24 protein-coding genes are annotated in these 23,329 nt (G+C 38.2%); 13 read left to right on the plus strand and 11 right to left on the minus strand.

Going from position 1 to position 23,329, the window contains the following annotated elements; genetic code table 11:
* Nucleotides 1-19: 19 nt before the first annotated feature.
* From IWC72_RS13290 to IWC72_RS13310, 5 genes are all read left to right on the plus strand, one after another.
* Nucleotides 20-736, plus strand: a complete 717-nt coding sequence (locus tag IWC72_RS13290; protein ID WP_194530082.1) for a porin family protein — start codon at nt 20-22, stop codon at nt 734-736.
* Nucleotides 737-757: 21 nt separating this feature from the next.
* Entirely contained in the window at nt 758-1,447 is a 690-nt protein-coding gene (locus IWC72_RS13295) for a DUF4386 domain-containing protein (RefSeq protein WP_194530083.1), read from the plus strand.
* Between the two features lie 78 nt (nt 1,448-1,525).
* Complete coding sequence (locus IWC72_RS13300; protein WP_194530084.1) at nt 1,526-2,779, plus strand: serine hydrolase domain-containing protein; 1,254 nt, start codon at nt 1,526-1,528, stop codon at nt 2,777-2,779.
* Nucleotides 2,780-2,816: 37 nt separating this feature from the next.
* Entirely contained in the window at nt 2,817-4,244 is a 1,428-nt protein-coding gene (locus IWC72_RS13305; RefSeq protein ID WP_194530085.1) for an amidohydrolase family protein, read from the plus strand.
* A gap of 27 nt (nt 4,245-4,271) precedes the next feature.
* On the plus strand, nt 4,272-5,159 hold the full coding sequence (locus IWC72_RS13310; RefSeq protein ID WP_194530086.1) for an SDR family oxidoreductase: 888 nt from the start codon (nt 4,272-4,274) through the stop codon (nt 5,157-5,159).
* Between the two features lie 43 nt (nt 5,160-5,202).
* Here IWC72_RS13310 and IWC72_RS13315 read toward each other — a convergent pair whose 3' ends face one another.
* From IWC72_RS13315 to IWC72_RS13330, 4 genes are all read right to left on the minus strand, one after another.
* Nucleotides 5,203-6,084 carry a DUF808 domain-containing protein gene (locus tag IWC72_RS13315; protein ID WP_194526653.1) on the minus strand — a complete coding sequence of 294 codons (882 nt, stop codon included), beginning with the start codon at nt 6,082-6,084 and terminating at the stop codon, nt 5,203-5,205.
* A gap of 18 nt (nt 6,085-6,102) precedes the next feature.
* Complete coding sequence (locus IWC72_RS13320; RefSeq protein WP_194526654.1) at nt 6,103-6,264, minus strand: lmo0937 family membrane protein; 162 nt, start codon at nt 6,262-6,264, stop codon at nt 6,103-6,105.
* A gap of 142 nt (nt 6,265-6,406) precedes the next feature.
* Nucleotides 6,407-6,955 carry a lipid-binding SYLF domain-containing protein gene (locus IWC72_RS13325; protein WP_194530087.1) on the minus strand — a complete coding sequence of 183 codons (549 nt, stop codon included), beginning with the start codon at nt 6,953-6,955 and terminating at the stop codon, nt 6,407-6,409.
* A gap of 173 nt (nt 6,956-7,128) precedes the next feature.
* Nucleotides 7,129-7,563, minus strand: a complete 435-nt coding sequence (locus IWC72_RS13330; protein WP_194526656.1) for a response regulator — start codon at nt 7,561-7,563, stop codon at nt 7,129-7,131.
* Nucleotides 7,564-8,203: 640 nt separating this feature from the next.
* On the opposite strand from IWC72_RS13330, the gene IWC72_RS13335 reads away from it, so the two are divergent.
* Nucleotides 8,204-9,613: a 3-keto-disaccharide hydrolase gene (locus IWC72_RS13335; RefSeq protein ID WP_194530088.1), complete on the plus strand. Its 1,410-nt coding sequence runs from the start codon at nt 8,204-8,206 to the stop codon at nt 9,611-9,613.
* Complete coding sequence (locus IWC72_RS13340) at nt 9,613-10,941, plus strand: Gfo/Idh/MocA family protein (protein ID WP_194526660.1); 1,329 nt, start codon at nt 9,613-9,615, stop codon at nt 10,939-10,941. Before IWC72_RS13335 ends, IWC72_RS13340 begins: the two co-directional genes overlap by 1 nt.
* A 120-nt stretch (nt 10,942-11,061) precedes the next feature.
* Here the strand turns inward: IWC72_RS13340 and IWC72_RS13345 are convergent, their stop codons facing one another.
* The 3 genes from IWC72_RS13345 to IWC72_RS13355 all read right to left on the minus strand — a co-directional run bounded on the left by IWC72_RS13345 (nt 11,062) and on the right by IWC72_RS13355 (nt 14,889).
* On the minus strand, nt 11,062-13,233 hold the full coding sequence (locus tag IWC72_RS13345; protein ID WP_194530089.1) for a T9SS type A sorting domain-containing protein: 2,172 nt from the start codon (nt 13,231-13,233) through the stop codon (nt 11,062-11,064).
* A 38-nt stretch (nt 13,234-13,271) separates the two neighbouring features.
* Complete coding sequence (locus IWC72_RS13350; protein WP_194530090.1) at nt 13,272-14,339, minus strand: LacI family DNA-binding transcriptional regulator; 1,068 nt, start codon at nt 14,337-14,339, stop codon at nt 13,272-13,274.
* 259 nt (nt 14,340-14,598) lie between these two features.
* A complete protein-coding gene (locus IWC72_RS13355; RefSeq protein ID WP_194526663.1) occupies nt 14,599-14,889 on the minus strand; it encodes a hypothetical protein in 291 nt (96 codons plus the stop codon).
* A gap of 226 nt (nt 14,890-15,115) precedes the next feature.
* Here IWC72_RS13355 and IWC72_RS13360 point away from each other — a divergent pair, with 226 nt between their 5' ends.
* Nucleotides 15,116-15,859 (plus strand): DUF3891 family protein, encoded by a 744-nt coding sequence (locus IWC72_RS13360; protein ID WP_194530091.1) that lies wholly within the window; start codon nt 15,116-15,118, stop codon nt 15,857-15,859.
* A 66-nt stretch (nt 15,860-15,925) separates the two neighbouring features.
* On the opposite strand, the gene IWC72_RS13365 is transcribed toward IWC72_RS13360, so the two are convergent.
* Genes IWC72_RS13365 through IWC72_RS13375 form a run of 3 tightly spaced genes read right to left on the minus strand, consistent with a single transcriptional unit; the run spans nt 15,926 to nt 18,891 of the window.
* Entirely contained in the window at nt 15,926-16,270 is a 345-nt protein-coding gene (locus IWC72_RS13365; RefSeq protein WP_194526665.1) for a hypothetical protein, read from the minus strand.
* 24 nt (nt 16,271-16,294) lie between these two features.
* Nucleotides 16,295-18,436, minus strand: coding sequence for a catalase (locus IWC72_RS13370; RefSeq protein ID WP_194530092.1), 2,142 nt, complete (start codon nt 18,434-18,436; stop codon nt 16,295-16,297).
* A 47-nt stretch (nt 18,437-18,483) separates the two neighbouring features.
* Entirely contained in the window at nt 18,484-18,891 is a 408-nt protein-coding gene (locus tag IWC72_RS13375; RefSeq protein WP_194526667.1) for a hypothetical protein, read from the minus strand.
* A 275-nt stretch (nt 18,892-19,166) separates the two neighbouring features.
* On the opposite strand from IWC72_RS13375, the gene IWC72_RS13380 reads away from it, so the two are divergent.
* The 5 genes from IWC72_RS13380 to IWC72_RS13400 all read left to right on the plus strand — a co-directional run bounded on the left by IWC72_RS13380 (nt 19,167) and on the right by IWC72_RS13400 (nt 22,343).
* Nucleotides 19,167-20,021 carry an SDR family oxidoreductase gene (locus IWC72_RS13380; RefSeq protein ID WP_194530093.1) on the plus strand — a complete coding sequence of 285 codons (855 nt, stop codon included), beginning with the start codon at nt 19,167-19,169 and terminating at the stop codon, nt 20,019-20,021.
* Between the two features lie 209 nt (nt 20,022-20,230).
* Entirely contained in the window at nt 20,231-20,635 is a 405-nt protein-coding gene (locus tag IWC72_RS13385) for a VOC family protein (RefSeq protein WP_194526668.1), read from the plus strand.
* Between the two features lie 58 nt (nt 20,636-20,693).
* A complete protein-coding gene (locus tag IWC72_RS13390; RefSeq protein WP_194526669.1) occupies nt 20,694-21,215 on the plus strand; it encodes a DUF421 domain-containing protein in 522 nt (173 codons plus the stop codon).
* A gap of 333 nt (nt 21,216-21,548) precedes the next feature.
* Nucleotides 21,549-21,770, plus strand: coding sequence for a hypothetical protein (locus tag IWC72_RS13395; RefSeq protein ID WP_194530094.1), 222 nt, complete (start codon nt 21,549-21,551; stop codon nt 21,768-21,770).
* Between the two features lie 123 nt (nt 21,771-21,893).
* Nucleotides 21,894-22,343 (plus strand): ferritin-like domain-containing protein, encoded by a 450-nt coding sequence (locus IWC72_RS13400; RefSeq protein ID WP_194526671.1) that lies wholly within the window; start codon nt 21,894-21,896, stop codon nt 22,341-22,343.
* Between the two features lie 75 nt (nt 22,344-22,418).
* Here IWC72_RS13400 and IWC72_RS13405 read toward each other — a convergent pair whose 3' ends face one another.
* Nucleotides 22,419-23,258 (minus strand): phospholipase A, encoded by an 840-nt coding sequence (locus IWC72_RS13405; protein WP_194526672.1) that lies wholly within the window; start codon nt 23,256-23,258, stop codon nt 22,419-22,421.
* Between the last annotated feature and the right edge of the window lie 71 nt (nt 23,259-23,329).

A 23,329-nucleotide genomic window follows, 5' to 3' on the forward strand; every position in this document is an offset into this window, starting at 1 on the left:
ATCTCAAAACCATTAAAAGATGAAAAAGCAAGTATTTTTAGGTATTGCCCTATTCTTAGTTGTACTCATGGGTAGGGCACAGGAAACCTATTTGGACGTGGTTATTAACTACACGCCCACGACCATGAATTTTGGGGATCGCAATAGTGAACTTAAAGATTTTAAAAAGGGGTATTGGGGGCTGCAAGCGGGCGCTTCCTTTCAGATGGGGGTAACGGAGTATTTCTCCTTGGTTCCCGAGTTGTACTTTGTAATGAAGGGAGTGCGTTTGGAGAACAAAAACCCCCTAACGGAACAAGAGACCCGAATTAGGATGAATGCCCTGGACCTTCCCGTTTTGGCACGTGTGCATTTCTGTAATTTCTATGCCAACGCCGGACCGGTGGTGAGCTACAATATTGGGGGAAGGATTAAAACCGAAGCAAACGATAGTATGATAGGCCAAAAGACCAAAATGAACTTTGGTTCAGGTAACGGCACCTATAGCCGTTGGGACGCCGGAGTTCAATTTGGTTTAGGTTACGAATTTCAATTGAAGAAATCAAGATTGCTACTGGACCTACGCTATCACTATGGTATGGTAGATATGGGAAACGGCTCGGATATGTACAACCACTACTTTAACATGAATCTACTATTGGCCAAAAAGTGGAAGAGCACCCCCATGATAAGGGCCAAAAAAAGGGATATGGTGTTATGGCAAGACGTAGACCAACACCAATTGGAACAATACTAATTACACCAGAGTTTATTCATCATGCAATCCATACAAAAAACGGCAAGAGGTGCGGGACTGCTCTACCTCTTGGTTATCATATTTGGCATTTTTGCCGAAAAATATGTTCGCACTACATTAATCGATTTTACAGATGGTACTGCTACGGTCCAAAATATTAGGGAGCATCCGCTGTTGTTCCGACTAGGTTTTTTAAGTGACCTTTTCATGCAACTATCCTACTTTATGTTGCCTTTGGTCCTGTATCGCTTCTTAAGGGAGGTCCATGAATGGGCCTCCTATGTTATGGTGCTAGGAGTAACAGTGGCGGTTGCTATTATGTGCACCAATATGCTCAATCACTATGCCCCACTTCTTCTTTTGGAACATATGAATTACGGAGATGTACAAATGTCCTCTACGGTACTTTTCTATTTGGATATGCACAGTAAAGGGTACCATATAGCACAAATCTTCTTTGGTTTATGGTTATGGCCTTTGGGCTATCTGGTTCTTAGGTCGGGGCTTTTTCCTCGCTTTATTGGCGTATTGCTAATGGTGGGCTGTTTTGGCTACTGGGCAGATGTGGCGCTGTATTTTATTATGCCAGTAGAAAATCTTTCGATTTCCGGGATGTTGACCCTTTCTGCGGACTTGGGTGAGTTTTGGCTCTGTCTGTACTTACTTTTTAAAGGCGTGAAATCCAGAACTTTTTCAACACGTACCAAATGATAAATACGAACGACCAGCTTTGGTATACCTCGCAAATTTGTATCGAACAAAATATCTAACAACTTTAAAAAAATAATTATGACAACAATTTCAAGATTCATCGGATTCCTATTAGTTATTCTATTTTTTTTCCTGACTTCATGTTCCAGTGATGACAATAGCCCTGCTTTAGAACCGGTAAAGGCAATGACCCCGGCTAATTTAACCACCTATTTGGAAGAACTTGCCCAAGACCCTAACCTCCCCGGTTTTGCTATCAGCATTGTAAAGGACGGGAAACTTAAGTACCAAGAAGCGTTTGGTTATGCGGACGTTGAAAATAAAGTACCCTATACCAATGAGACCGTAAACTCTATTGCCTCTGTGAGTAAAACTTTTGTAGGAGCGGCCGTTGCCAAGGCCATTGAGCAAGGTTACTTTACCCTGGAGACGGATATTAGCACCTTACTTCCCGTTACCATTATCAATCCAAAACAACCGAACATTCCTATTAGAATACGGGATTTGGTAACACATACTTCGGGATTGTTAGACGCCCCAGAAGTATACTTGGCCAACAATTATTACATTTTAGAGGGAGAAAATACTAGTACACCAGGGGCAAGTTTATTGATGAACGAAATTGGAATTGAACAACGGGAAGCTTTTGATTTGGATGAATTTTTAGCTGAATATTTTCTAGAGGATGGTGCTATGTACAGTTTAAATAATTTTGCGAACACGGCCCCCGGAACAACATGGTCCTATTCCAATTTAGCTACAGGTCTTATGGGTTTTATTATTGAAAGCGTAACCCAAGAATCATTTGATGAGTATGTAATGACCCAAGTCCTGGAGCCTTTGCAAATGAATGCTTCTTCGTACGCCATTTCAGATATAGATACGGACCTAATGGCCGTACGCTATTTAGATACGCAAACTCCGTTTCCCTTTTACAGCAATGATTCCTACCCAGAAGGGGGGCTGTATAGTACCAACAGGGACATGGGCAAATACCTTTTGGATATGGCCAACGGTATAAAAGGACAATCTACCCAATTGTTTTCCACGGAGATGTACAATCTCCTGTTTGCTCCCCAATTACAAGCCGGAATCGTACCTGCGGATTTTGCTGAGAACCACGGATTATTTTGGTACAGAAAGGATGGAAAAGTAATGCATGGAGGTAATAGTTTTGGTATCTCTACCCATTTGGAAATTGCGGAAAACGGTAATTCGGGTTATCTTTTTCTATCCAATATGGATGCTTCCTTTAGTGGAAATTATGAGAAATATAATAGCGTAATATCTCGGGTAGAGAAGGCTGTGGACCAATTTATAGAGGCCAATTAAGTAGCGGTTAAATCCATCTAATTTAAATACTAGCAAAATGGTAGTCAAAAAGTGGTTAAGAAGAATAGGTACGGTCATGGGAGGGCTTATACTGCTCGTGGCAATTGCAATAGTTTTGATTTTATGGTTGGATAGTAGACACACCTCATACCTGAGGATTAGGGACACAAACAACAGTTTTGTACTAACCAATGTAAATATTGTTCCCATGACCGCAGATACGGTATTGTACGGACAACGAATTTTAGTAAAAAATGGTGAGATTATGGAAATAGCCCCCACTATTGATGGGGGGCCATATAAAAGAATTGATGGTAAGGGGCGCTTTGTAACTCCCGGACTGGCCGATATGCACGTTCATATTTGGGATGATTATGAGTTAGGGCTTTATCTTTCCAAAGGAGTTACTACGGTGCGGAATATGTGGGGCATGCCTTTTCATTTAAGAATGAAAGAACGGATAAGTAACAATGATATCTATGCCCCTCTATTTTTCACTGCTAGCCCAAAACTTACGGGTCCTGACGATGGTGGAATTGATAAGAAACAGGTAAAGGATGCGCAGGACGCCAGAAGTTTGGTAGTCCGTTATAAGGAGCAAGGCTATGATTATATTAAGACCTATGCGGGCTTGCCGCAAGCTATTTTTGATGCAATAAAGGATGAAGCCACGGCCCAGCACATTACGTTGGCCTCACACCCCAGTTTTGAAGTGCCTTACGATTATCACTTTTCAAAACCCATAAAAAGCTTGGAACATACCGAGGATATTGTTCAACAAGTTCTAGACTTTAAACAGGATAGTATTTTGCTACAATCTACTATTGATGCCTATGTGTTGAACAAAATGGCACATACACCAACGTTAACGGTCTTTCATAAAATAGTTGAAATCATAAAAAAAGATTCCCTATTGCTTAAACAACATGGTATAGGCTATATGAATCCCGCTTTTTTGGAATTTGGAGCAAAGGATGATTATAACCGGTGGACAAGTACCAAGTTGTACGAACCTGAAGTTGGTAATCGTATTAAAAAACAGCACCAACATCATTTGCAGATTGTAAAACAAATGAACGACGCAGGCGTCACCTTGATAGCGGGTACTGATTCCGGTATATCGTATGCCATACCCGGTTTTGGAATTCATGAGGAATTGGGTTTTTACATAGATGCCGGTTTAAGTAACTATGAGGCCTTGCGCACGGCAACGGTAAATCCTTCAAAAGTCTACAAGGAGCTAGCGGAAACCGGTACGTTGGAAAATGGGAAATTGGCGAACATGATTCTGGTTAAGGATAATCCACTTGAAAACCTGGAGACCCTAGAAACTCCCGAAGCGGTTTTTATAAAGGGACACCCTTTGGATACGAAAACTTTGACTCAATTTCAAACAAAGGCGTTTCGCCGTGGTAACTATTGGTCCACTTTGGTCCGATTGGGAGAGGGCCTTTTATTTCAATAAAAGAGAAGCGAACACAAAATATTAAAAATGAATACAAATACAACAAATACTTCCGTATTACTGGCAGGCGCTACAGGCTATTTGGGGGGCTATATTGCTAAGGAATTACAAATCCGTAAAATTGAGACTAAGATACTCGTGAGGAATCTGGAAAAGACAGCTCATTTAAAATCTGAGCACAGTACTATATTTCAGGTGGAAGTCACTCAAGCAGAAAGCTTAAAAGGATTGTTTAAAGGGGTAAATACAGTAATCTCTACCGTGGGTATTACCAGACAGAAAGATGGTCTTACCTACATGCAGGTAGATTACCAAGCCAATAAAAATCTTTTGGATGAAGCCAAAAGGGCAGGAGTTAGGAAATTTATTTATGTTTCCGTGCTGAACGGTAGGTTGCACCGCAATTTAAAAATGGTAGAAGCCAAAGAGGCTTTTGTAGATGAGTTGCTTCAATCCGGTTTGGACTTTACGGTTGTCAGGCCCAACGGCTTTTTTTCCGATATGAAAGATTTTTTGGATATGGCGAAAAAAGGGAGGGTATATTTATTCGGAAGTGGTGAGCAGAAGTTCAACCCCATTCATGGACAAGATTTGGCAGCGGCCTGTATTGATGCCATTGGGTCTGTAAAGACGGAGATAGGTATTGGCGGTCCGGATATTTTAACACATAATGAAGTGGCGCAAATGGCCTTGCTGGCGAATGGAAAACCTATAAACATTGTCCGGTTTCCGCATGCCATTCGAAAGTTCGTCCTATGGTGTTTCCGAACTTTTACCAGTTCAAAAACCTACGGGCCAATAGAGTTTTTCCTAACCTTTATGGGTGATGATGCCATTGCACCACGTTACGGGTGTCACCGTCTGAGTACCTTTTTTCAACAGGAAATGGATGTCATACAAAAAGCAGACAAATGATACCGGTATGACATAGAATCCCACACGTTTTGATGTAGTAAACCTATTTTTTCTTTTTAAATAGACTTACAATTTTCATCACTAATTTAACGACCAATAAAACCACAAAACCAACACCAAGCCCCACTAAAAATTCTTTTACGATATCCGGAAGTTGGTGTAAAAAGTCATGGAAGAAATGAATGTTATGAACAAATATTCCGCCGGCAACCAACAACAATGCAATGGTACCAATAACGGAAAGACTCTTAATGACCCACGGTAGTGCGCCTACCAAGAATCTACCAACGTAATCAGAAAAACTATTCTCCTGCTCATTAAGGTTAATGAGTTTAAGACCAAATTCATCCATCCTAACGATCATGGCAACTATACCGTACACACCAACGGTAGCAATTAAGGCAATTAACGAAACCACAGGTATTTGTATAGAAAGCGGTTCATCTGCAACGGCACCCAAAGCAATGATTATAATTTCTACGGAGAGAATAAAGTCCGTTACAATAGCGGCCTTAACACGTTCTTTTTCCAAAGCAAGAATATCTGCTTCGGTCATTTCTGTGTTCAGTGTTTGGTGTGTGGCATCATGGTGGGGTACAAAAACTTCGTATATTTTTTCGGCACCTTCATACGCTAAATAGAGTCCGCCTAAGACCAAGGCTACAATAATAGCGGAGGGCAATAGGTAACTGAGCAGAAAGGCGACGGGCAGTATAATGAGTTTGTTGATCATGGAGCCTTTGGAGATGGCCCAAAGCACAGGAATCTCCCGATCAGACATAAAGCCAGAAGCTTTTTCTGCATTCACGGCCAAATCATCGCCCAGAATACCAGCCGTTTTCTTAGCGGTAATTTTACTCATAGCGGCCACATCATCCATAAGGGCGGCAATATCATCTAGTAACGCAAAAAATCCAGAGGCCATAGGAAAAAGTACTTTTAGTTAGTGTTTGTTCTTTTGTACGGTAAACCAATTATAGATTAGTAAGAGTACTGCCACCACCAATAACAGGTGAATGAGACCTCCTAAAACCTTAAAGATCAAAAATCCTAAAATCCATCCAATAATCAATACTATTATTAGAGTATATATGAGATATTTCATAATTCGTGATTGTTTTATGGTGTTCAACGCTCCAAAAAGAGGTTTTCTGGTTTATTTTTTTGAGTTAACGATTAAGTAGTGCGTGTTTGGGGTATAAAAAAAACCGGTCTAGGACCGGCTTTAATTCGGAGGAAATTACGTGTTATTTCTTCTCAATAAGCTCCATGTCTGTATACTTAAACTTTTGACCACCTACAGATAGGTCTGCCATTAGTCCTTTTTTAGGTTTGGCAAACACAACTACACCGTCATCATAATTGGCCTTGGCAGCAACCCCTTTTTCTAGGGCTACAGCAGTAGCTTCTGCTGAAAGTTCAAAATCTCCTTGCTTAAATTCATTTAAAGCCTCTTCGGTTTCAAAGAATATAATTTCGGTAGATGATTGTCCACCTGCTTGCAGTCCAACATCTAATTTCTTTAAATCTGCCATACCCATGGCTTTTCCTTTTTCGTAAAGGACACCATTACCAGATGCACCACCTACAATGAGTCCGCCTTCACCAACATTTGGAAAAACCACATAACCTGAAGCGTTCTCAAAGAACTGATCAAGACCGTAATTTGTCTTTTGTAATTTAGTTTTTGCCTTTTCGGCATCTGCTATGACCCGCTGATCATCTTGATCTTGGGCATACATTCCTAAGGAGAAAAGTAGCATAACTGTTACTAAAATTGATTTTGTCATTTTCATATCTCTAGTTTTTTAGATTAAACTTTAATTCTGATACAAAAATACAGGGCAGTTATAGTCTTGATTATCGCTATAAATTGAAATCCTGATTCAAAAAAAATCGAGTTTTTGAGGTACTACAAAAAGTGTTTCGGTTAAGCTAAAATACCTAAATAACTGTTCATTTAAAGGAGTTAGACCAGAATTACAAACTCACTTGGGCTTATTTCTTTGTCCTCTTTTTGAACCATAGATTTTAAACTTTTCGTGAGCATTATTTTAAGGTCTTCAAAAGAGGATGGTTTCTGGATGTATTGGTTGGCACCATCTGTTTGCAATTGGTTTACTTCTCTTTGACGATAGGAGGTAGAGTAGACAATGACCTTAATACCGTCAAAACGGGCAAAGTTCCTGATGTCTGTTAAACATTCAAAACCGTTCATGAGCGGCATATTTAAATCTAGAAAAATAGCATCGGGCAATTCTGTTTTTGAGAACAGGTTATCCATTAAGTCTACACCATTATCAAATTCAGTTACGTTGGTTGGGATATCAATCTCACTAAGCGCTTCAACAAACAATTCACGGTCTTCATTATCGTCATCTGCTAAAAAAAGGTCTAGGGTCATATCAAAGTTTTATGTTTTTTTTGGTCGTGATATAGTATGGACACTTTCATTTGTCTAACAAATAGTGTGTTTACATTTTGTTGAATTTTGAAAGTATTTCTTTCATATACGTTGAAAAAGGCTCATTTGGAGTTTAGCTTCCTATTTAAATACTCCTAAATTGATCTTACAGCTAAATTACAGCACTGGTATTTAAGCGAAGGCTCGGATTGGAATAGATGTTAACTCAAATGGTAACGCAAGATTTAAGAATAATAGATTTTCGTAAGTCTATGGAGCATTATAAAAGGTTCTGTTTAGCCTCATATTAGAGTACGTTTTTGGCAATAGGTACTCTTATTTTTTTCATAATCTCATAATTTTAACCGTGTTCGGACACGATTATAATTTGTGTGCGCACACATTTTTGGGTTTTTACTAGGTTATTTGGGGACAGAAAATTACATTCGTAAAAGTTTATCTAACTGTAAAAATGAATATCCAGCTAATTTTGACTTTATACACACGATTTATTGGTACTAATAGAGAAATTACAATGGAACTCGTTTAGAGTTAGGCAGGAATATAAGAAATGTGTTTGGCTAAATAAGTCACGCATTTTTCTAAAATCATCAATATCAAAACAATTTAAATTATTAAAATGAAGTACTTAAAACTGAACAAACTAAAGACCTTTGGATATAATAGTGCACTGTTGTTAATGGCATCAAGTCTTTTTATAGGCTGTGAGGCTCAGAAAAAGGAAACCTTACCCTGGACCGAACTTTTTGACGGAGAAACTTTAACGGGCTGGACTCAAAAAGGAGGAGAGGCCATTTATGAAGTTAGGGATAATACCATTGTGGGAACAACGGTTAGCAATACGCCTAATTCTTTTATGACATCAGATAAAATGTATGGTGATTTTATCTTGGAATTAGATTATAAGGTGGATCCGTCCATGAATTCCGGTATTCAGATTCGTAGCAATAGTTTTCCATATTACATGAACGGAAGAATTCATGGTTACCAAGTAGAAATAGACCCATCTGACCGTGCGTGGAGTGCCGGTATTTATGATGAGGCACGTAGAGGTTGGTTGCACCCTCTTGCTGATGATAACACAAAAGCCAAAGAAGCTTTCAAGCAAAACGATTGGAATCATTATCGTATAGAAGCTATTGGCGACACACTAAAAACCTGGATTAATGGATTGCCGGCATCACATTTAATAGATACTCAAACAGACAGTGGTTTTATTGGTTTGCAGGTACATTCAATAGGAAAAGATAAAACACCAGGAACCGAAATTGTTTGGAAGAATATTAAAATTATAACAGACGATTTACCAAAATATTCTCAGAAGAGCCCGTTGCCAGCAATTAATATGGCTAATCAGTTAACGAGAAATGAAAAGGACCAAGGTTGGGAATTACTTTGGGATGGAGCTACTACAGAAGGTTGGAAAGGTGCCAAGTTGGAAAGTTTCCCAGATAAAGGTTGGGAAATAAAGGATGGTATTCTTACGGTTTTGTCTTCTGGTGGAGCAGAATCTGCTGCAGGGGGCGATATCGTTACCACAGAAAACTATAGTGATTTTGAACTGAAGTTAGATTTTAAATTAACGGAAGGTGCAAATAGTGGAATTAAGTACTATGTAGACACAGAAATTAATAAAGGAGAAGGGTCTTCAATTGGTTTAGAATATCAAATTTTGGATGATGCCAAACACCCAGATGCTAAAAAAGGTAATCACGAAGGTAGCCGTACCGTTTCTTCACTTTATGATTTAATCAAAGCAGACCCTAAAAAACCAATCAAAGCAATTGGCGAATGGAACACAGCACACATTGTTTCTAAAGGAAATCATGTAGAGCATTATTTGAACGGAGCTAAAGTATTGGAGTATGAACGTAAGAGCGATGACTACAAAAAATTAGTTTCCGAAAGTAAATATGCCAAATGGCCAAGTTTTGGAGAGCTAGAGAGAGGTCAGATTTTATTACAGGACCACGGAGATAGAGTTAGCTTCAAAAACATTCAGATAAAAACACCAAAAGAAGATAAGTAATGACGAGTAGAAGAAATTTCATAAAGAAAACAGCAACAGGTTCAATGGCTCTATCGTTTAGCGGTCTTATTTTACCTTCTATGGCGCATGCTAATATTTTGGGTGCAAATGATCATATAAACTGTGCTATTATTGGTGTTCGTAGTAGAGCTAAGGCACATGTAATGGCTATTCATGAGCAGCAAAATGCTAAAATCATTTATAGTTGTGATGTAGATGATACTATTTTAGAGGAGCACAATTTATGGTGTCAAGAAAATATTGGTTACATACCAAAGAACGAAAAGGATTTTAGAAAAGTTCTAGAAGATAAAGATGTGGATGCTGTTTTCATTGCTACGCCAGAACATTGGCATGCACCTATGGCTATTATGGCTTTGCAGGCAGGAAAACATGTATATGTAGAAAAACCGTGTAGCCACAACCCTTATGAGAACGATTTGCTGGTTGCAGCGCATAAGAAGTACGGTAAAAAAGTACAGATGGGTAACCAACAACGTTCGGCACAGACCTCTATAATGGGGGTAAAAGATATTAGGGACGGAGTTATAGGTGAGGTGTACAAAGGAGAGGCGTACTACAGTAATAATCGTGGGTCCATTGGCAAAGGCACTGAAATTGCCGTTCCGGGTACATTAGACTGGGATATGTGGCAAGGGCCAGCACCACGGGAGAAGTATAGAGATAATGTGCACCCTTACAATTGGCATTGGTTCAAAACTTGGGGTACAGGAGAGGTACATAATAATGGTACGCATGAAATTGATATATGCCGTTGGGCATTGGGTGTGGACCTGCCGGAAAGTGTAACTTCTTTTGGTGGTAAATATGCATATGATGACGACTGGGAGTTTGTAGATAACCAGCAGGTTACGTATAAATATAAAGATGATAAATTCATTACATGGACGGGGCATAGCCGCGGAAAAATATTACCTAGCCAACCCGGTCGTGGTGCTACCATTTACGGTAGTAAAGGTATTATTCAGTTAGACCGAAACTTTTATAAGTTGTTTGATTTAGACGGAAACCTTTTAAAGGAAGAAAAAGAAGGAGCGGCCAGTGCAACAACCAATACCATGGGGCAGGGGCAGTTAGATGTAAATCATGTAGGGAACTTCTTTGATGCGATAAGAACGGATAAATCACTTCATTCGGATATACAAGACGCTAGTATTTCAACTATGTTGTGCCACTTGGGCAATATGGCTCAGGATGCAGGAGAAACCTTAAAGATTGATCAGGCTACCGGTAAAATCTTGAATAATGAAAAGGCTATGGCCAATTGGAAACGGGAATATGCCCAAGGTTGGGAGCCTAAATTATAAGTGCTATACCCAGTAAAGGGCAAGCTAAATACATTTTGTTTTTTTGTTAGTTAATTGGTCCGTATGACAATGTCATGCGGACCTTTTTTATAGTATTTAATTTGGTGAATAGGAGAAGAACTATCGTCTAATTACCTTTTGACGGTGAACTGTAGTTCCTTCCGCATTTTTGATAACCAAAATATAAACCCCAGAGGAAATTGCTGAAGTATCTATTTTCGATTTTTCGTTTAGATCAACGGTTTCTGTATGGGTTAGTTCTCCGTTTATACTATAGATTTGAACTGTACATGAACCCTGTAGGTCTGTTACTAGATTCATTTCTTGTTGAAATGGAATAGGGTAAAGCACCGAATTGTCATTGGTTTGTTGGGAAGATATGGGGTCACCAAAAAGACTTTCCGCTTTAGTGAATGCTTGTTTGCCAATTTCATCACCTATTATACGTCCTGGTATATCATCTATGGGAGGGTGAATGCCACCCCAAATTCTTGATAGGCTGGTTTGATCAGATGCATCTCTATAGGTTGCCCATTGCAACGTAATGTCTTCGGATGGGCCATTTTCAAAAACTAGAAATTCGTTGGCAGTAATATCAAAAGTTCCCATGCCTCCGGGAAAAAAAGCATCTCCTGTTAATAACGTCATAACTTCTGCTGCAGCTCTGGAAAAAGTGGAATGTCCGGAAACATATCCGGCAAACGGAGGTGTAACAAAAGTTCCTCTCTGGTAAGGCCACCAGTGGGTTCCTAAAATCCATCCAACACCGGCAACATCGGTTTCTGGGTCGTTTATGAAGTCTGGTCCGCGCCATGCTTTAATCTTAACTTCTCCTACGGACTCGCCCATCGCACCAGCAAGTGCATCACCTTCTTCAATAAGTTCAATTAACCCCGGGATTAACGGAATGCCGTGTGGGTCAAAACTAGGTAACGAAGAATCGCTACTTTGTCCTTTACCGCACATATATCTAATGGCCGAGATAGGTCTTACATAGTCATAATAACCTTTTATGGCCCATGTAGCAATGGCAGAATCGTGCATGGCTCCACCAAGGGCTAAATAGCATTTTACATCCCATTCCATATTTGTCATGGTTGCACCTTCTCCTTTGAATTTTTTAGAAACCATAGGATGGTCGCTTACATAGTTTAAAATAGTGAACCAATGTCCTGGTGGTGTTTCCGAATCGGGACCATCTGCCCAGAATTCAGCTAGAACCCGTGTATAATCGGAGCGTTTTACCAGTTGAGGTTCGTAAGGTTGGTCTGTATAAGGGTTGAGGTCCCAACCCTGACTAGTATCTCCGCCCTCCATAAGATTATAGAAATTTTGGAACTTCTCAAACGTAGTAGGGTAGGTGTCAATATCTACATTTCCTAAACTTGCTGGAGAGATGTCTATTTCAGTATCGTCTTCCGGGTCTAAATGCGCAGACCATGCAGCTACCAATGTGAAGTTCCATTTGTAAGGATCATTAATGCCATCTGCTCTTGAATCCTCTATTTGTGGTGGATCTTCAGTTTCAAAATAAAGGTGTGAGTCAAAACCATTATTCTTTATTTGCAGGTCAGCTTCCTCTAGGGCAAAAGGCACCACGGCACCCCATTCTGGCCCTAGAAAGTCGGGTATGGAAACAGGAACGGAATTTCCGGATTGATCTATAAAGAGGTCAAAAGATAAGGGCTGCCAGTGATTTGGGTCTATATCCGTTATATCTTGATATTCGGCAAGAACCAAAGCAGGATTAGTAGGGTTGTAAAGCTGGTTTCCATATTCAAAATCTTCATTGGAACCATCCTGTCTGCCAAAAGCAATCATTTCATTGCCTAAATAATTTCCTAGTGCGGCGTATGAGCCACTACTGTAATCTGTAGATGTAAATTCTGGATCGTATCCAAAAGACAAGAATAGATCTTCTATGTTTTTTAAAGTGGTAAAGGCTCCTGGAGAAGTAGAAAATCGATGTGTTAACAACCTGAACAAAGCATAGCTAATGATTTCTCGTCGAGCGGCATCAACATTATCGGGTTGTAGAATTCCGTTGTACGTACACTCATAACCGCCATAGGTTTGACCTAAAAAAACGGATTGGGCAGAGCTATCAAATAAAGCCCAGGCATCATACATGACCACGGAACTGTGGTATAGATTACGCGCATGCACCGTTGGCCTAGCATAATCTACTCTAATGGCATCCAGTAAAACCTCATTCCATTGCCTGGCAACCGAGTGCTGGGCATTGCCTATGCAAACTACACAGAACAGCGTTAATAGAAGTAGTTTTTTCATGGTTGGTCTGTGCGTAAAATGCAACGCAATAGGTTAATCTATACGGCGTATTCAATAGTATCAGCTACGTCAAAATAGTCTACATTTTCTTTCGTGACCATATTAATGGCGGAGCTGTACTTAGGTTTTGGTGTTTTATTCAATAATAAATACTCAGTGAGTATTTTTAGTCCCATATAACCTTGTTCAAAAGGGTTTTGGTCTATGGCAAAGTCAATACTTCCTTTTCTAATATATTCAAGATTATCTAAATGAGTATCGTAGCCAATAGTACGTATATTATTTAAACCTCTACTTTCAAGAAAATTTGCAATCATAAAAATAGCACTGGAGGGAACGAATATACCGGCAATTTGTTTATCGCTTTTCAATTCTTTAGAAAGTGCTTTTTCAATCATATCCGTGTCAAAGTCATCAATGATTATTTTTTTAATTTGCTTATCCTTTACGTTATCGGAAAAGTAATTAAGAAAACCTTTTATTCTGGTTTCAATAGCCAAATGCCTACCCACATTTTTTTGAGAAGTTAGTATAGCAATAGGTTCTTCAGGTTTGGTTATAAGGTTCATCATCTTACCACATAAATTTCCGCTTTGAAGTGCATTTTGACCTATATACGTAAGTTTATTAGGGGTGTCTAAATCAATATTTATGAACACACAAGGAATTTCCTCTTCTTTTAATTTATCTACAAAAGCTAATGAGGTGTTGTAAAAGAATGGAGCAAAGACAATGCCGTTTGGCTTTAAGGCAAGAATTTTATCAAGGGCCTGTTTGTAGGATTTTAAATTATATTGATCAAAGAAAAAACGATGTGTCTCTACGCCATATTTTTGAATCTCCTTTGCGGCAGATTTCATGCCTAAATGTGGGCCGTACCAAAACTGATTTTTAGAAACGACAGAAGGTATAAGAGTGGCAATCCTATATTTCTTTTTAAAAGCTAAAGTGCTCGCAAGTATGTTCCTTTCAAAATCATACTTATCAAGTAATTTCTGAACTTTTTCCCTGGTCTTTGGAGATACTCCAGGGCGCTTGTGAATAACCCTGTCTACCGTGCCTGTTGAAACCTTGGCTTCTTCGGCAATATCTTTAATCGTTTTCAATAAATTAGTTTATAGTGTAGTAGTCAACCTCAATTTCCTCTAAATATAATTTATTGGGGTTGAAATATTTGCATGTCAAATATAGGGATAAATCTAGTATTTAGAAACAAAAACAACTGTTTTTGTGTCCGCACACGGTTTGCATTAATATCTAAACCATTTTCATAAGTGCTTCTGTCTTAGAGTTTTTTCTATTGAAATTACCTTTGATAAGTGTGCCTATGCATGTATAAAATCCTAAAAGAGGAGTACTACTCTTTTAGGATTTAGAAAGTTGTTTACTAGTATCTTTTAATGTTTGAATTTCTTTAGCAACACGAATCAACATCTGACGGGCGTGTCTTCTATTCTTCACGATTATTTTTGAAATACGTTTTAAACTAGATTTAGCACGAACTAATTTGATATTAAAATCACGTACCATCTCAAATTTTTCCGAGGGGTACTGTTCAAAATTGTTTTCAAACGTTCTCTTTAATTCTCGAATTTGTCTACTTAGCTTCTTGGCTCGTAAATTCAATGTATTTTCTTTAGCGATTTTTCTAATCACTTTTCTCTTTTTTGATATTTTGGGAGACCTCATAAATCTTAATTTTCATCAAATTTAAAGAGGTGATGGTTTTGCAAGGAACGTAATTGCTCTAAATTTTACCCCAATTACAGAATCTAAATACGCTTTAAGCGATTGCATTAATCCTAATTATTTTAAAATCAACTGAATTGCTTACAGCCCTTTAATTTTAATAGGATTTTAAAAGACTTAACATTTAAACCATATGATTATCAATTTTTTAGAAAAGGGTATGGAGGTTATATCGCATCCTGCGCACGGCTTACTTTCGGCTAAAATTGCGAATCAACTAAAGAACCGTCCGTATCAAAATCATTGGATGGAGACACTCACCGCTATCATTGAGCACGATGATGAGCAATTGACCAATGAAACTAAAAACAATATTTCTGATTTTGGCATGGCGATGGATTTTGTAACTCACAAAGTGCCCCTGGAAAAGATGTTGATTCATGCTAAATCCGTTTTTCAAAAAGTCTTGAAAAAATCTAGCTGGTCGGCTATGTTGCTTATCTACCATCTTGAATTTTTATACTCGGATAAACTAGAAGAAATCGGCGACTTTAAGGTGTTTTTGACGGAACTAAGACGTTATCGTAAAAATGCTATTGCATTGCACGGTGTTAATGTAACGGGAACAGAGGAACTCTACAAAATTATGCTTTTTTCAGATAGACTCTCGCTTATTCTGTGTCAGGATGAAACACCAACTTTAGGCAGAAAGCTGGAAATAAATAAATCGATTCATGACGAACGGTACTTTATTCACAAGGCAAAGGACAACACTTTTACGGTAAAACCTTGGCCCTTTAGGGAAAACCATTTTAGTTTATCCGTAGATACTCGTGTATTAAAGGAACTTAAATTTAAAAATGAAAAGCATTTCAACCAGAAACTGGATGAAGCTTCCATTGAAATAAAAACATTTCAGTTTTCAAAATTAGATTAACTATTTAAAAATCATAAAAAAAACCAGAAGCTTAGCTTCTGGTTTTTTAGTAGTATAACTCAAAAATTATACTGCATTCGGGGGAAGTAAATCTTTATCTTTTACCTGCTCTTCTGGAACGTTTTCTAAAAACTCATACAGGTCTGCATTGGCACTTGGGCCGTAACCGGCCAACAATGTTCCTTTGCTACCGTCACTTGTTTCCATCACGTAGAGTAAAGACATGTCCGAAGGGTTGCTCATACCTTCATATCTATGTTCTTTGACTATGGTAATATCGCTAGCCTCAAAGGCTTTATTCGTCTTGGTGCTCTTTAGTTTTCCGTCAACAAAGCGGTAGGAGTCTGTATATCCTAGTTTTTCATATTCTTTAATATAATTCGACTCATGTTTTGCATATTCATTGCTCATAATAGTATCGTTTAAGTTTTATAATTAAGCGGGTATATTCTCCGCTTTCTCTCTTCTTTTCCAGTTACGGTGCTGCGCTATTGCTTTGATAAAAGCTTCTGGCTTACCGTTCACAAATAGAGCGTCGTCATCTGAAATATCCATAACCGCTGTACTTTTTAAAAACTCTTCTGCTTCTCCATCTACAGCAATGGCCTTACAATGTTTATAGGCTTCGTTAACGAATTTGGTAAATTTGGCCTGTGCCATTAGGGTTTCAATAGATTTTTTTCCTCCAGGAATGTAGACCGCATCAAAAAGGACACTTTCCGTAGTTGCTATAGCTGCATCTACTTTATGGTCCTTATCCTTATCACATTTCACCGTTCCTCCATGTGCAGCAACCAATTTTACCATAGCGCCTTCTTTTTCAAGTTCTTCTTTCACTTTCTTGAAAATACCCATATGGAATCCATCCGCAACAAGAACAGCTATTTGTCGCGTGGCGATGGAGTTAAAATTAGTGTTGGCCTGACTCAATTTTGGGGACTCGTCCAGATATATTTTTTTCTCGCCTGGTTGTTGTTCTTCCACATTCGCATCCGCTCCTATAGCTTGGTTTAATGGCATATCAACCGAAGAAGGAACTTCAATACCCAAGTTTGTAGCTACCTTTTTAGCCAAATCAGAATCAATCTGGTCAATGAGGTAGAGCATACGTTCTTTTATATGCTTGAATTCGCATTTGCCCAATTCAAAGGTATAGGCTCCGGCAACATGTTCTTTTTCCCAATCGGCAAGACTTCTATAGAATAGTGCTGGCTGAGAGAAATGATCATTAAAACTCTCACTACGAGCCCTAATTTTTTTAGCGTCTATTCGCTCTTGATACGACTCAAAACCGCCCTCGGCAACCGTAGAAAGGTATGGGCATCCTCCACTGATTGAATTAGGAAAATATGCCGTTCTGCCCTTTGGTATCTCGGTTTGCATATGACCGTCACGCTGATTGTTCTGTGCTTCGGCCACAGGTCTATTTATTGGAATTTGATGAAAATTATGAGAGCCCAGTCTTGAAAGTTGGGTGTCTCGGTATGAGAACAGCCTGCCTTGTAACAAAGGATCATTCGTAAAATCTATACCAGGTACGATACTTCCGGGCATAAAGGCAACCTGTTCCGTTTCTGCGAAGAAATTTTCAGGGTTTCTGTTCAGAACCATTTTACCCACGACTTTTACAGGCACCATCTCTTCGGGAATCAGTTTTGTAGGATCAAGAAGGTCAAAGTCATATTTATGCTCGTCTTCTTCAGGTACAATTTGAAGTCCCAGTTCCCATTCCGGGTACTGCCCCGCTTCAATGGCATCCCATAAATCTCTCCTATGAAAATCAGAATCCGCTCCGCTAATTTTTACGGCTTCATCCCATGTTACGGAATGTACACCCAGTTTAGGTTTCCAGTGGAATTTTACGAAATGGGCTTTTCCTTCTTTATTGATCAAACGGAAAGTGTGGATACTAAACCCTTCCATCATACGAAAGCTACGTGGTATGGCACGGTCACTCATTAACCATATTTGGTTGTGAAGCGTTTCTGGAGTTAACGATACAAAATCATAAAATGTGTCATGAGCAGATGCTGCTTGCGGAATTTCTTGATGAGGTTCTGGCTTTACCGAGTGAATCAAATCTGGAAATTTCATCGCATCTTGAATAAAGAAGATAGGCATGTTGTTTCCCACTAGATCCCATGTACCTTCATCTGTGTAAAATTTTACGGCAAAGCCACGAACATCTCGCGCTAAATCCGTAGAACCTTTAGACCCTGCCACTGTAGAAAAGCGAACAAACACTGGTGTTTTTCTAGATGTATCCGTAAAAATACCTGCTTTTGAGTATTCTTCAATGCTATCGTAAAGTTCAAAATAACCGTGAGCTCCACTTCCTCTGGCATGAACGATACGCTCTGGGATTCTTTCGTGGTCAAAATTGTGAATTTTTTCACGCAACATGAAATCCTCAAGTAACGTAGCGCCTCGTGCACCTGCTTTTAAAGAGTTGTTGGTGTCATTGACTTTTAATCCTTGTCTGGTAGTTAACGGTTTACCGGTGTAGTCTACAGAAAACTTCTCAAGTTGTTCGTCTTTGCTTGTAGTTAGTTTTTTGGATGTTTTTTTGGATTCCATTTTTTTAGTGCATTTAATTGAAAATTGTTGGGGAGTAATTTTTAACATTAATCCATTGTCCTGAAATGAGCTTTGGCCAGAATACTTGCTTCTATTTTTGTAGCCTGTTCTATTAATAGGCAGTTTAACTTTTGGTGGAGATCCAATTGTATCATAACATGACAAATTTCTAGAGCTTTTCTATCTAACAAGTCAATATTTAGACTGGTGCCGACCATCATGTTAAGGTAGTTTCTACCGTACAGTTGATTGTGCCACGCGTACAATTCTGAAAATTCAATTTCATCCGATTCTTTTATAGCTACGTGCCATATATCCAGCAAAAAGTTTGAACGCTCAATGGCACATTGTTCCATGAGCATACGCATCATTGGATTTTTCTCTTTTAAAGCGCTTTCTACATAGCGAATTTCACTTATTACATATACTTTAAGAAGTTGTTCAAGGCATTCCATAGTGTTGATTAAGATTCTACAATACATAAAATTATTCATGGGAATCTGAAGACTTGAGCTGTAAAAAAATGATTGTTAGTGCAAATGATAAATATTGTATATCAGGTGATAAGCGGAAAAACGAAAAGTATTTGAATCAATTTTTATTGTAACTGAGCTATTTCTTGTGGAATCTCATAATTAAATTCGACTTAGTTTTTGAAGGAATTTTCATGTTATAAGGAAGTGAGAATCTTTAATAAGCAATCATAAAAATTAATCTTAAAAGATAAATTATGTCAGATACAGCAACGATTGAAAAAGGAAAAGAGGACTTGGGTAGACCGGGCCTTGAAGCGAACATGATAACTAAACCTGAAACTATAAAATCTAGTTACAGAGGGAGTGATAAATTAAAAGGAAAAATAGCATTGATTACGGGTGGAGATAGTGGTATTGGTCGTGCCGTTGCAGTTCATTACGCACGAGAAGGAGCCCATATTGCCATTACGTACCTAAACGAAAACGAAGATGCGGAAACCACAAAAAAGATGGTAGAGGAGGAAGGGGTAAAATGTTTGACCTTTTCTGGAGACCTTAGAAATCATGATTTTAGTAATGACTTGGTTAAGAAAGTTGTAGATACGTATGGCGGCATAGACATTTTGGTAAATAATGCAGCCACTCAATATACCCAAGAAGATTTTAGTGAGATTTCATTAGACCATTTAAAAGAAACTTTTGACACCAATATTGTTGCCATGATATACCTTACCCAACAAGTATATCCTCACTTAAAGAAAGGTTCGCGAATCATTAATACAACGTCCATAACGAGCTACAGAGGTAATAAAGTATTAGTAGATTATTCAAGCACCAAAGGGGCAATTACCTCGTTTACAAGGGCTTTGTCTTCGCAACTAGCAGAGAAGAATATTTTGGTAAACGGAGTAGCCCCCGGTCCCATATGGACACCGTTAATTCCCGCTACTATGGATGATATTGAAGATTTTGGAGAAGATACTCCTCTTGGTAGATGTGGTCAACCCTCAGAAGTTGCACCAGCATACGTTTACTTGGCATCCGAGGACAGTAGTTATATGACAGGGCAAGTCATGCATATTAATGGAGGAGAGATTATAGGAGGTTAAAATTTAAAGACGCTTTTTTGATTCCTAGGGTATTTGCTTTTTAGCGGATGCCCTTTTTTTTATTCGTTATCATCTTCAAAACGGCTTGAATGGACTGTCAAAATCATTTTTTAATCAAACTGATCATTTGTGTCAAGGTTAAATGTGATGAAATCAATAGTGCTGCTTATCTGATTGTAACTTGCTATTGAACTTAAAAGAATCGTAAAATGAAAACACAAGCATATTTAGCATTTGATGGTAATTGTCAAGAAGCACTTAACTTCTATTCCGATGTACTTGGTGCAGAAATAAAGAACAGACAGACCTATGCCGATAAGAAAATAGATGTTCCTTCAGCATATAGGGATAGACTTCAGCATGCCGAGCTTAAAGGTAAAGGTGTGAATTTTATGGCCTATGATGCTGCACCGGACACACCGCTAACGGAAGGAACTAAAATACATTTAAGTGTAGATCTTAATGATAAAAAAGAGGCACAAGATTTATATGATAAACTTTCTGCAGGTGGCCGTGTGCATCATGAACTCAGAGAACGGGAATGGAATGCCCTTTTTGGTCGTTTTACAGACCGCTATGGCATAAACTGGATGATTAACTGTGATTTAAATTAACCTTTTGTTTTTAAGCAAAATGTATTTAAGAACAATATAGATAAAGTAGAAACATGTTATGAGTGGGTGGTTTAAATTTTCCTGGGATGCCTTTGGTGCCATCATTATTACAGCTTTGGGTATCTATATTACCGTAATACTAATGACACGTATTTGTGGTAAACGGAGTTTCTCAAAAATGTCTAGTTTTGATTTTGCCATGACCGTGGCAGTTGGGTCTATTATTGCAACAACGGTACTATCCAAAACGGTGAGTTTATATGATGGTATCATTGGCATTATCACAATTTATCTTTTACAAATGGGTGCAGCTTATGTAAGACGCCATGATATGGTTAAAAAAGTAATGGACAATACACCTTTACTACTCATGGACGGGGAAATTATTTTAGAAAATAACCTACGCAAGGGAAGAGTTACAAAATCGGATTTACAGGCCAAATTGCGGGAGGCTAACATAACGGAGCTTTCTGAGGTAAAAGCAGTAGTTTTTGAAACCACTGGAGATATTTCCGTACTACACAAGCAACATGACCGCCCTATTGAAGATTTTCTAATGGAAGACGTTACCCGTTCATAAAAAATACAGATTACTATGATAAAAGCTACTTCCATTTTCATGGAAGTAGCTTTTTTGTAATTGATAGCGCTCATTTTTCTATTAAAAATGTCCAATTAACTAGATAAGATTAAATAATTTCATAAGAAATTTCAGAAGTTTTGTAGGATTTCCAATTATATGGATATTCACGCTTTTGCGACTTCAAACCGAAAGTACAACTGAAATTTGGTATTTCTTTTTATACAATAGGCAGGGTGTCCTTTTCAATGGGGCATGACAGTCTGTATATTAAAAAGAGCAATGAGAGAGCCTGTGTAAGTTCAGGTTAGTTTTTAATTAAATTTTTAAGTTATGCAAAATTATAACTATAAGTACACGGTCAAAGACAAAATTACAGGTGAAACACTTTTTTCGAACATTAACGATTTGAGTAAGATAGGTATTTTGCGTAACAATGATTTTTTTCAATATATAGCAACTGAGGCAGAGATGCAGCGTTTGGGCGAATGTAAATTGGCAAATGAAGATTATATCTGTATAGTTCGGCTAGGTAATAGTAGAAGAGTAGTCTGAAATAGGTAAGTTTTAAAAACGTTCAAATGAAATTTTTTGGGATCGATCTAGAAAAGAGTTTCCCGTTAAATTTGAATATATGCTAAACGGTAGGCATTAAAGTTACCGCAAAATAAAAATGATATGAATAGCGATATAAAAGAAATTGAAGATAGTCTGAACGATATAATTCAGAAAAACGAAGATGCAATTAAAGGATATGATAAAGCGACGGAAAATGCTGAAGGAATAGGTCTTAAGAGTTATTTTCAGAATAAATCCATAGAAAGAAGAAATTTTCTTGTTGAATTGAAAGCAGCGGCGCCGGCCCTTAAAACCAGAGATGATATTGACGGGAGCGCAACAGGAGCTATGCACAGAGCTTGGATGGATGTAAAGACTTTCTTCTCGGGAGACAACGATGAAGCTATGTTGGAAGAAGCCATACGTGGTGACAAAGCCGCAATAGAAGAGTATAATGAAGTTTTGGCAGACACACATTTGCCAATTAAAGCAGCAGAAGTAATTAGAAAGCAGAGAGAGTGGTTAATGACAGATTTAAAAACCATTAAAACATTGGAAGATGTTAGATAATCATTATCAACTATTAAGGTTATAAAGTCCCTAAATGGGGCTTTTTTTATGTTTTAAAAGATGGGGCTACAGCTTTTATTTTTTCGCTTTCAAGAAGCCAAATTCATTACTTTTAATTACATACCCAATACGAACCATACTTGAATACTGTTCGTAATCGATTAGGTTTTCGGCATGACCGGCAAACCATTCAAACATAATATATTGGTTGGAGTTATGTTTGAAAGGGCGGTAACTCAAACGGGTTTGGATTGATCCTCTTGTATCAAAGTTCAGACCTTTTCTTACTTTGACCTCCAATATGAGTTCATCGGGAATAAAATCATGCGATACACTTACTTCCCCTAGTCCCACATAATCCAATAAATTAGGATTTCCTTCTTTATAGCCAAAGGGCAACCATCCTTTTACATGCAACATGGTTTTCTTTCCCACTAGAGTAGAATACTGTAGGCTAAGACGGTTCCAGCTTCTAGAATAAATACTGTCTCGTCCATTAGATTCGTGTTCAAAAACAAGGGTAGCCATGCCATTAACCCTATCATCTGAACCATAAAAAGCTTTACCCACACCAATGGTTGGGTTAAAGTTAATTTCCCTAAAAGGATATGAATCTTTATAAATATCCCAAAAAGCCTTTTGACTGTAGGTTAAATACAGATAGGTTTCCCAAGGTAAAATAGAACGGGTAATTATTTGCTTAAAGCTAATTTGGTACTTAGCATTTGCAGTAGAACTATTTATAGGGTTGTTCGTGGGAACGCCCGTTATAAAATAATTGTCCTTGTGAATAGTGAACGATGGAATACGTTGCATGGTATCTCGCATTTCTTCTCGCGTAAGACCTTGTGCGTTGAGGTCAGAAATAACAAATTGCAGCCCTATTAAAATCCACAAAGAGATTTTAAGATTCATATGATTGTCTACTTTAGGTTGAATAATAAGAAAGCGCAAAAATAGCCATTCAGAACGGCTATTTTTAACGA

Source organism: Zobellia roscoffensis (genome assembly GCF_015330165.1).
Lineage (GTDB): Bacteria > Bacteroidota > Bacteroidia > Flavobacteriales > Flavobacteriaceae > Zobellia > Zobellia roscoffensis.

Bases quoted from the DNA above. Each gene is read 5' to 3' on its own strand.
- IWC72_RS13290 (WP_194530082.1), top strand. From the start codon at position 20: ATGAAAAAGCAAGTATTTTTAGGTATTGCCCTATTCTTAGTTGTACTC.
- IWC72_RS13295 (WP_194530083.1), top strand. From the start codon at position 758: ATGCAATCCATACAAAAAACGGCAAGAGGTGCGGGACTGCTCTACCTC.
- IWC72_RS13300 (WP_194530084.1), top strand. From the start codon at position 1,526: ATGACAACAATTTCAAGATTCATCGGATTCCTATTAGTTATTCTATTT.
- IWC72_RS13305 (WP_194530085.1), top strand. From the start codon at position 2,817: ATGGTAGTCAAAAAGTGGTTAAGAAGAATAGGTACGGTCATGGGAGGG.
- IWC72_RS13310 (WP_194530086.1), top strand. From the start codon at position 4,272: ATGAATACAAATACAACAAATACTTCCGTATTACTGGCAGGCGCTACA.
- IWC72_RS13315 (WP_194526653.1), bottom strand. From the start codon at position 6,084: ATGGCCTCTGGATTTTTTGCGTTACTAGATGATATTGCCGCCCTTATG.
- IWC72_RS13320 (WP_194526654.1), bottom strand. From the start codon at position 6,264: ATGAAATATCTCATATATACTCTAATAATAGTATTGATTATTGGATGG.
- IWC72_RS13325 (WP_194530087.1), bottom strand. From the start codon at position 6,955: ATGAAAATGACAAAATCAATTTTAGTAACAGTTATGCTACTTTTCTCC.
- IWC72_RS13330 (WP_194526656.1), bottom strand. From the start codon at position 7,563: ATGACCCTAGACCTTTTTTTAGCAGATGACGATAATGAAGACCGTGAA.
- IWC72_RS13335 (WP_194530088.1), top strand. From the start codon at position 8,204: ATGAAGTACTTAAAACTGAACAAACTAAAGACCTTTGGATATAATAGT.
- IWC72_RS13340 (WP_194526660.1), top strand. From the start codon at position 9,613: ATGACGAGTAGAAGAAATTTCATAAAGAAAACAGCAACAGGTTCAATG.
- IWC72_RS13345 (WP_194530089.1), bottom strand. From the start codon at position 13,233: ATGAAAAAACTACTTCTATTAACGCTGTTCTGTGTAGTTTGCATAGGC.
- IWC72_RS13360 (WP_194530091.1), top strand. From the start codon at position 15,116: ATGATTATCAATTTTTTAGAAAAGGGTATGGAGGTTATATCGCATCCT.
- IWC72_RS13365 (WP_194526665.1), bottom strand. From the start codon at position 16,270: ATGAGCAATGAATATGCAAAACATGAGTCGAATTATATTAAAGAATAT.
- IWC72_RS13370 (WP_194530092.1), bottom strand. From the start codon at position 18,436: ATGGAATCCAAAAAAACATCCAAAAAACTAACTACAAGCAAAGACGAA.
- IWC72_RS13375 (WP_194526667.1), bottom strand. From the start codon at position 18,891: ATGGAATGCCTTGAACAACTTCTTAAAGTATATGTAATAAGTGAAATT.
- IWC72_RS13380 (WP_194530093.1), top strand. From the start codon at position 19,167: ATGTCAGATACAGCAACGATTGAAAAAGGAAAAGAGGACTTGGGTAGA.
- IWC72_RS13385 (WP_194526668.1), top strand. From the start codon at position 20,231: ATGAAAACACAAGCATATTTAGCATTTGATGGTAATTGTCAAGAAGCA.
- IWC72_RS13390 (WP_194526669.1), top strand. From the start codon at position 20,694: ATGAGTGGGTGGTTTAAATTTTCCTGGGATGCCTTTGGTGCCATCATT.
- IWC72_RS13395 (WP_194530094.1), top strand. From the start codon at position 21,549: ATGCAAAATTATAACTATAAGTACACGGTCAAAGACAAAATTACAGGT.
- IWC72_RS13400 (WP_194526671.1), top strand. From the start codon at position 21,894: ATGAATAGCGATATAAAAGAAATTGAAGATAGTCTGAACGATATAATT.
- IWC72_RS13405 (WP_194526672.1), bottom strand. From the start codon at position 23,258: ATGAATCTTAAAATCTCTTTGTGGATTTTAATAGGGCTGCAATTTGTT.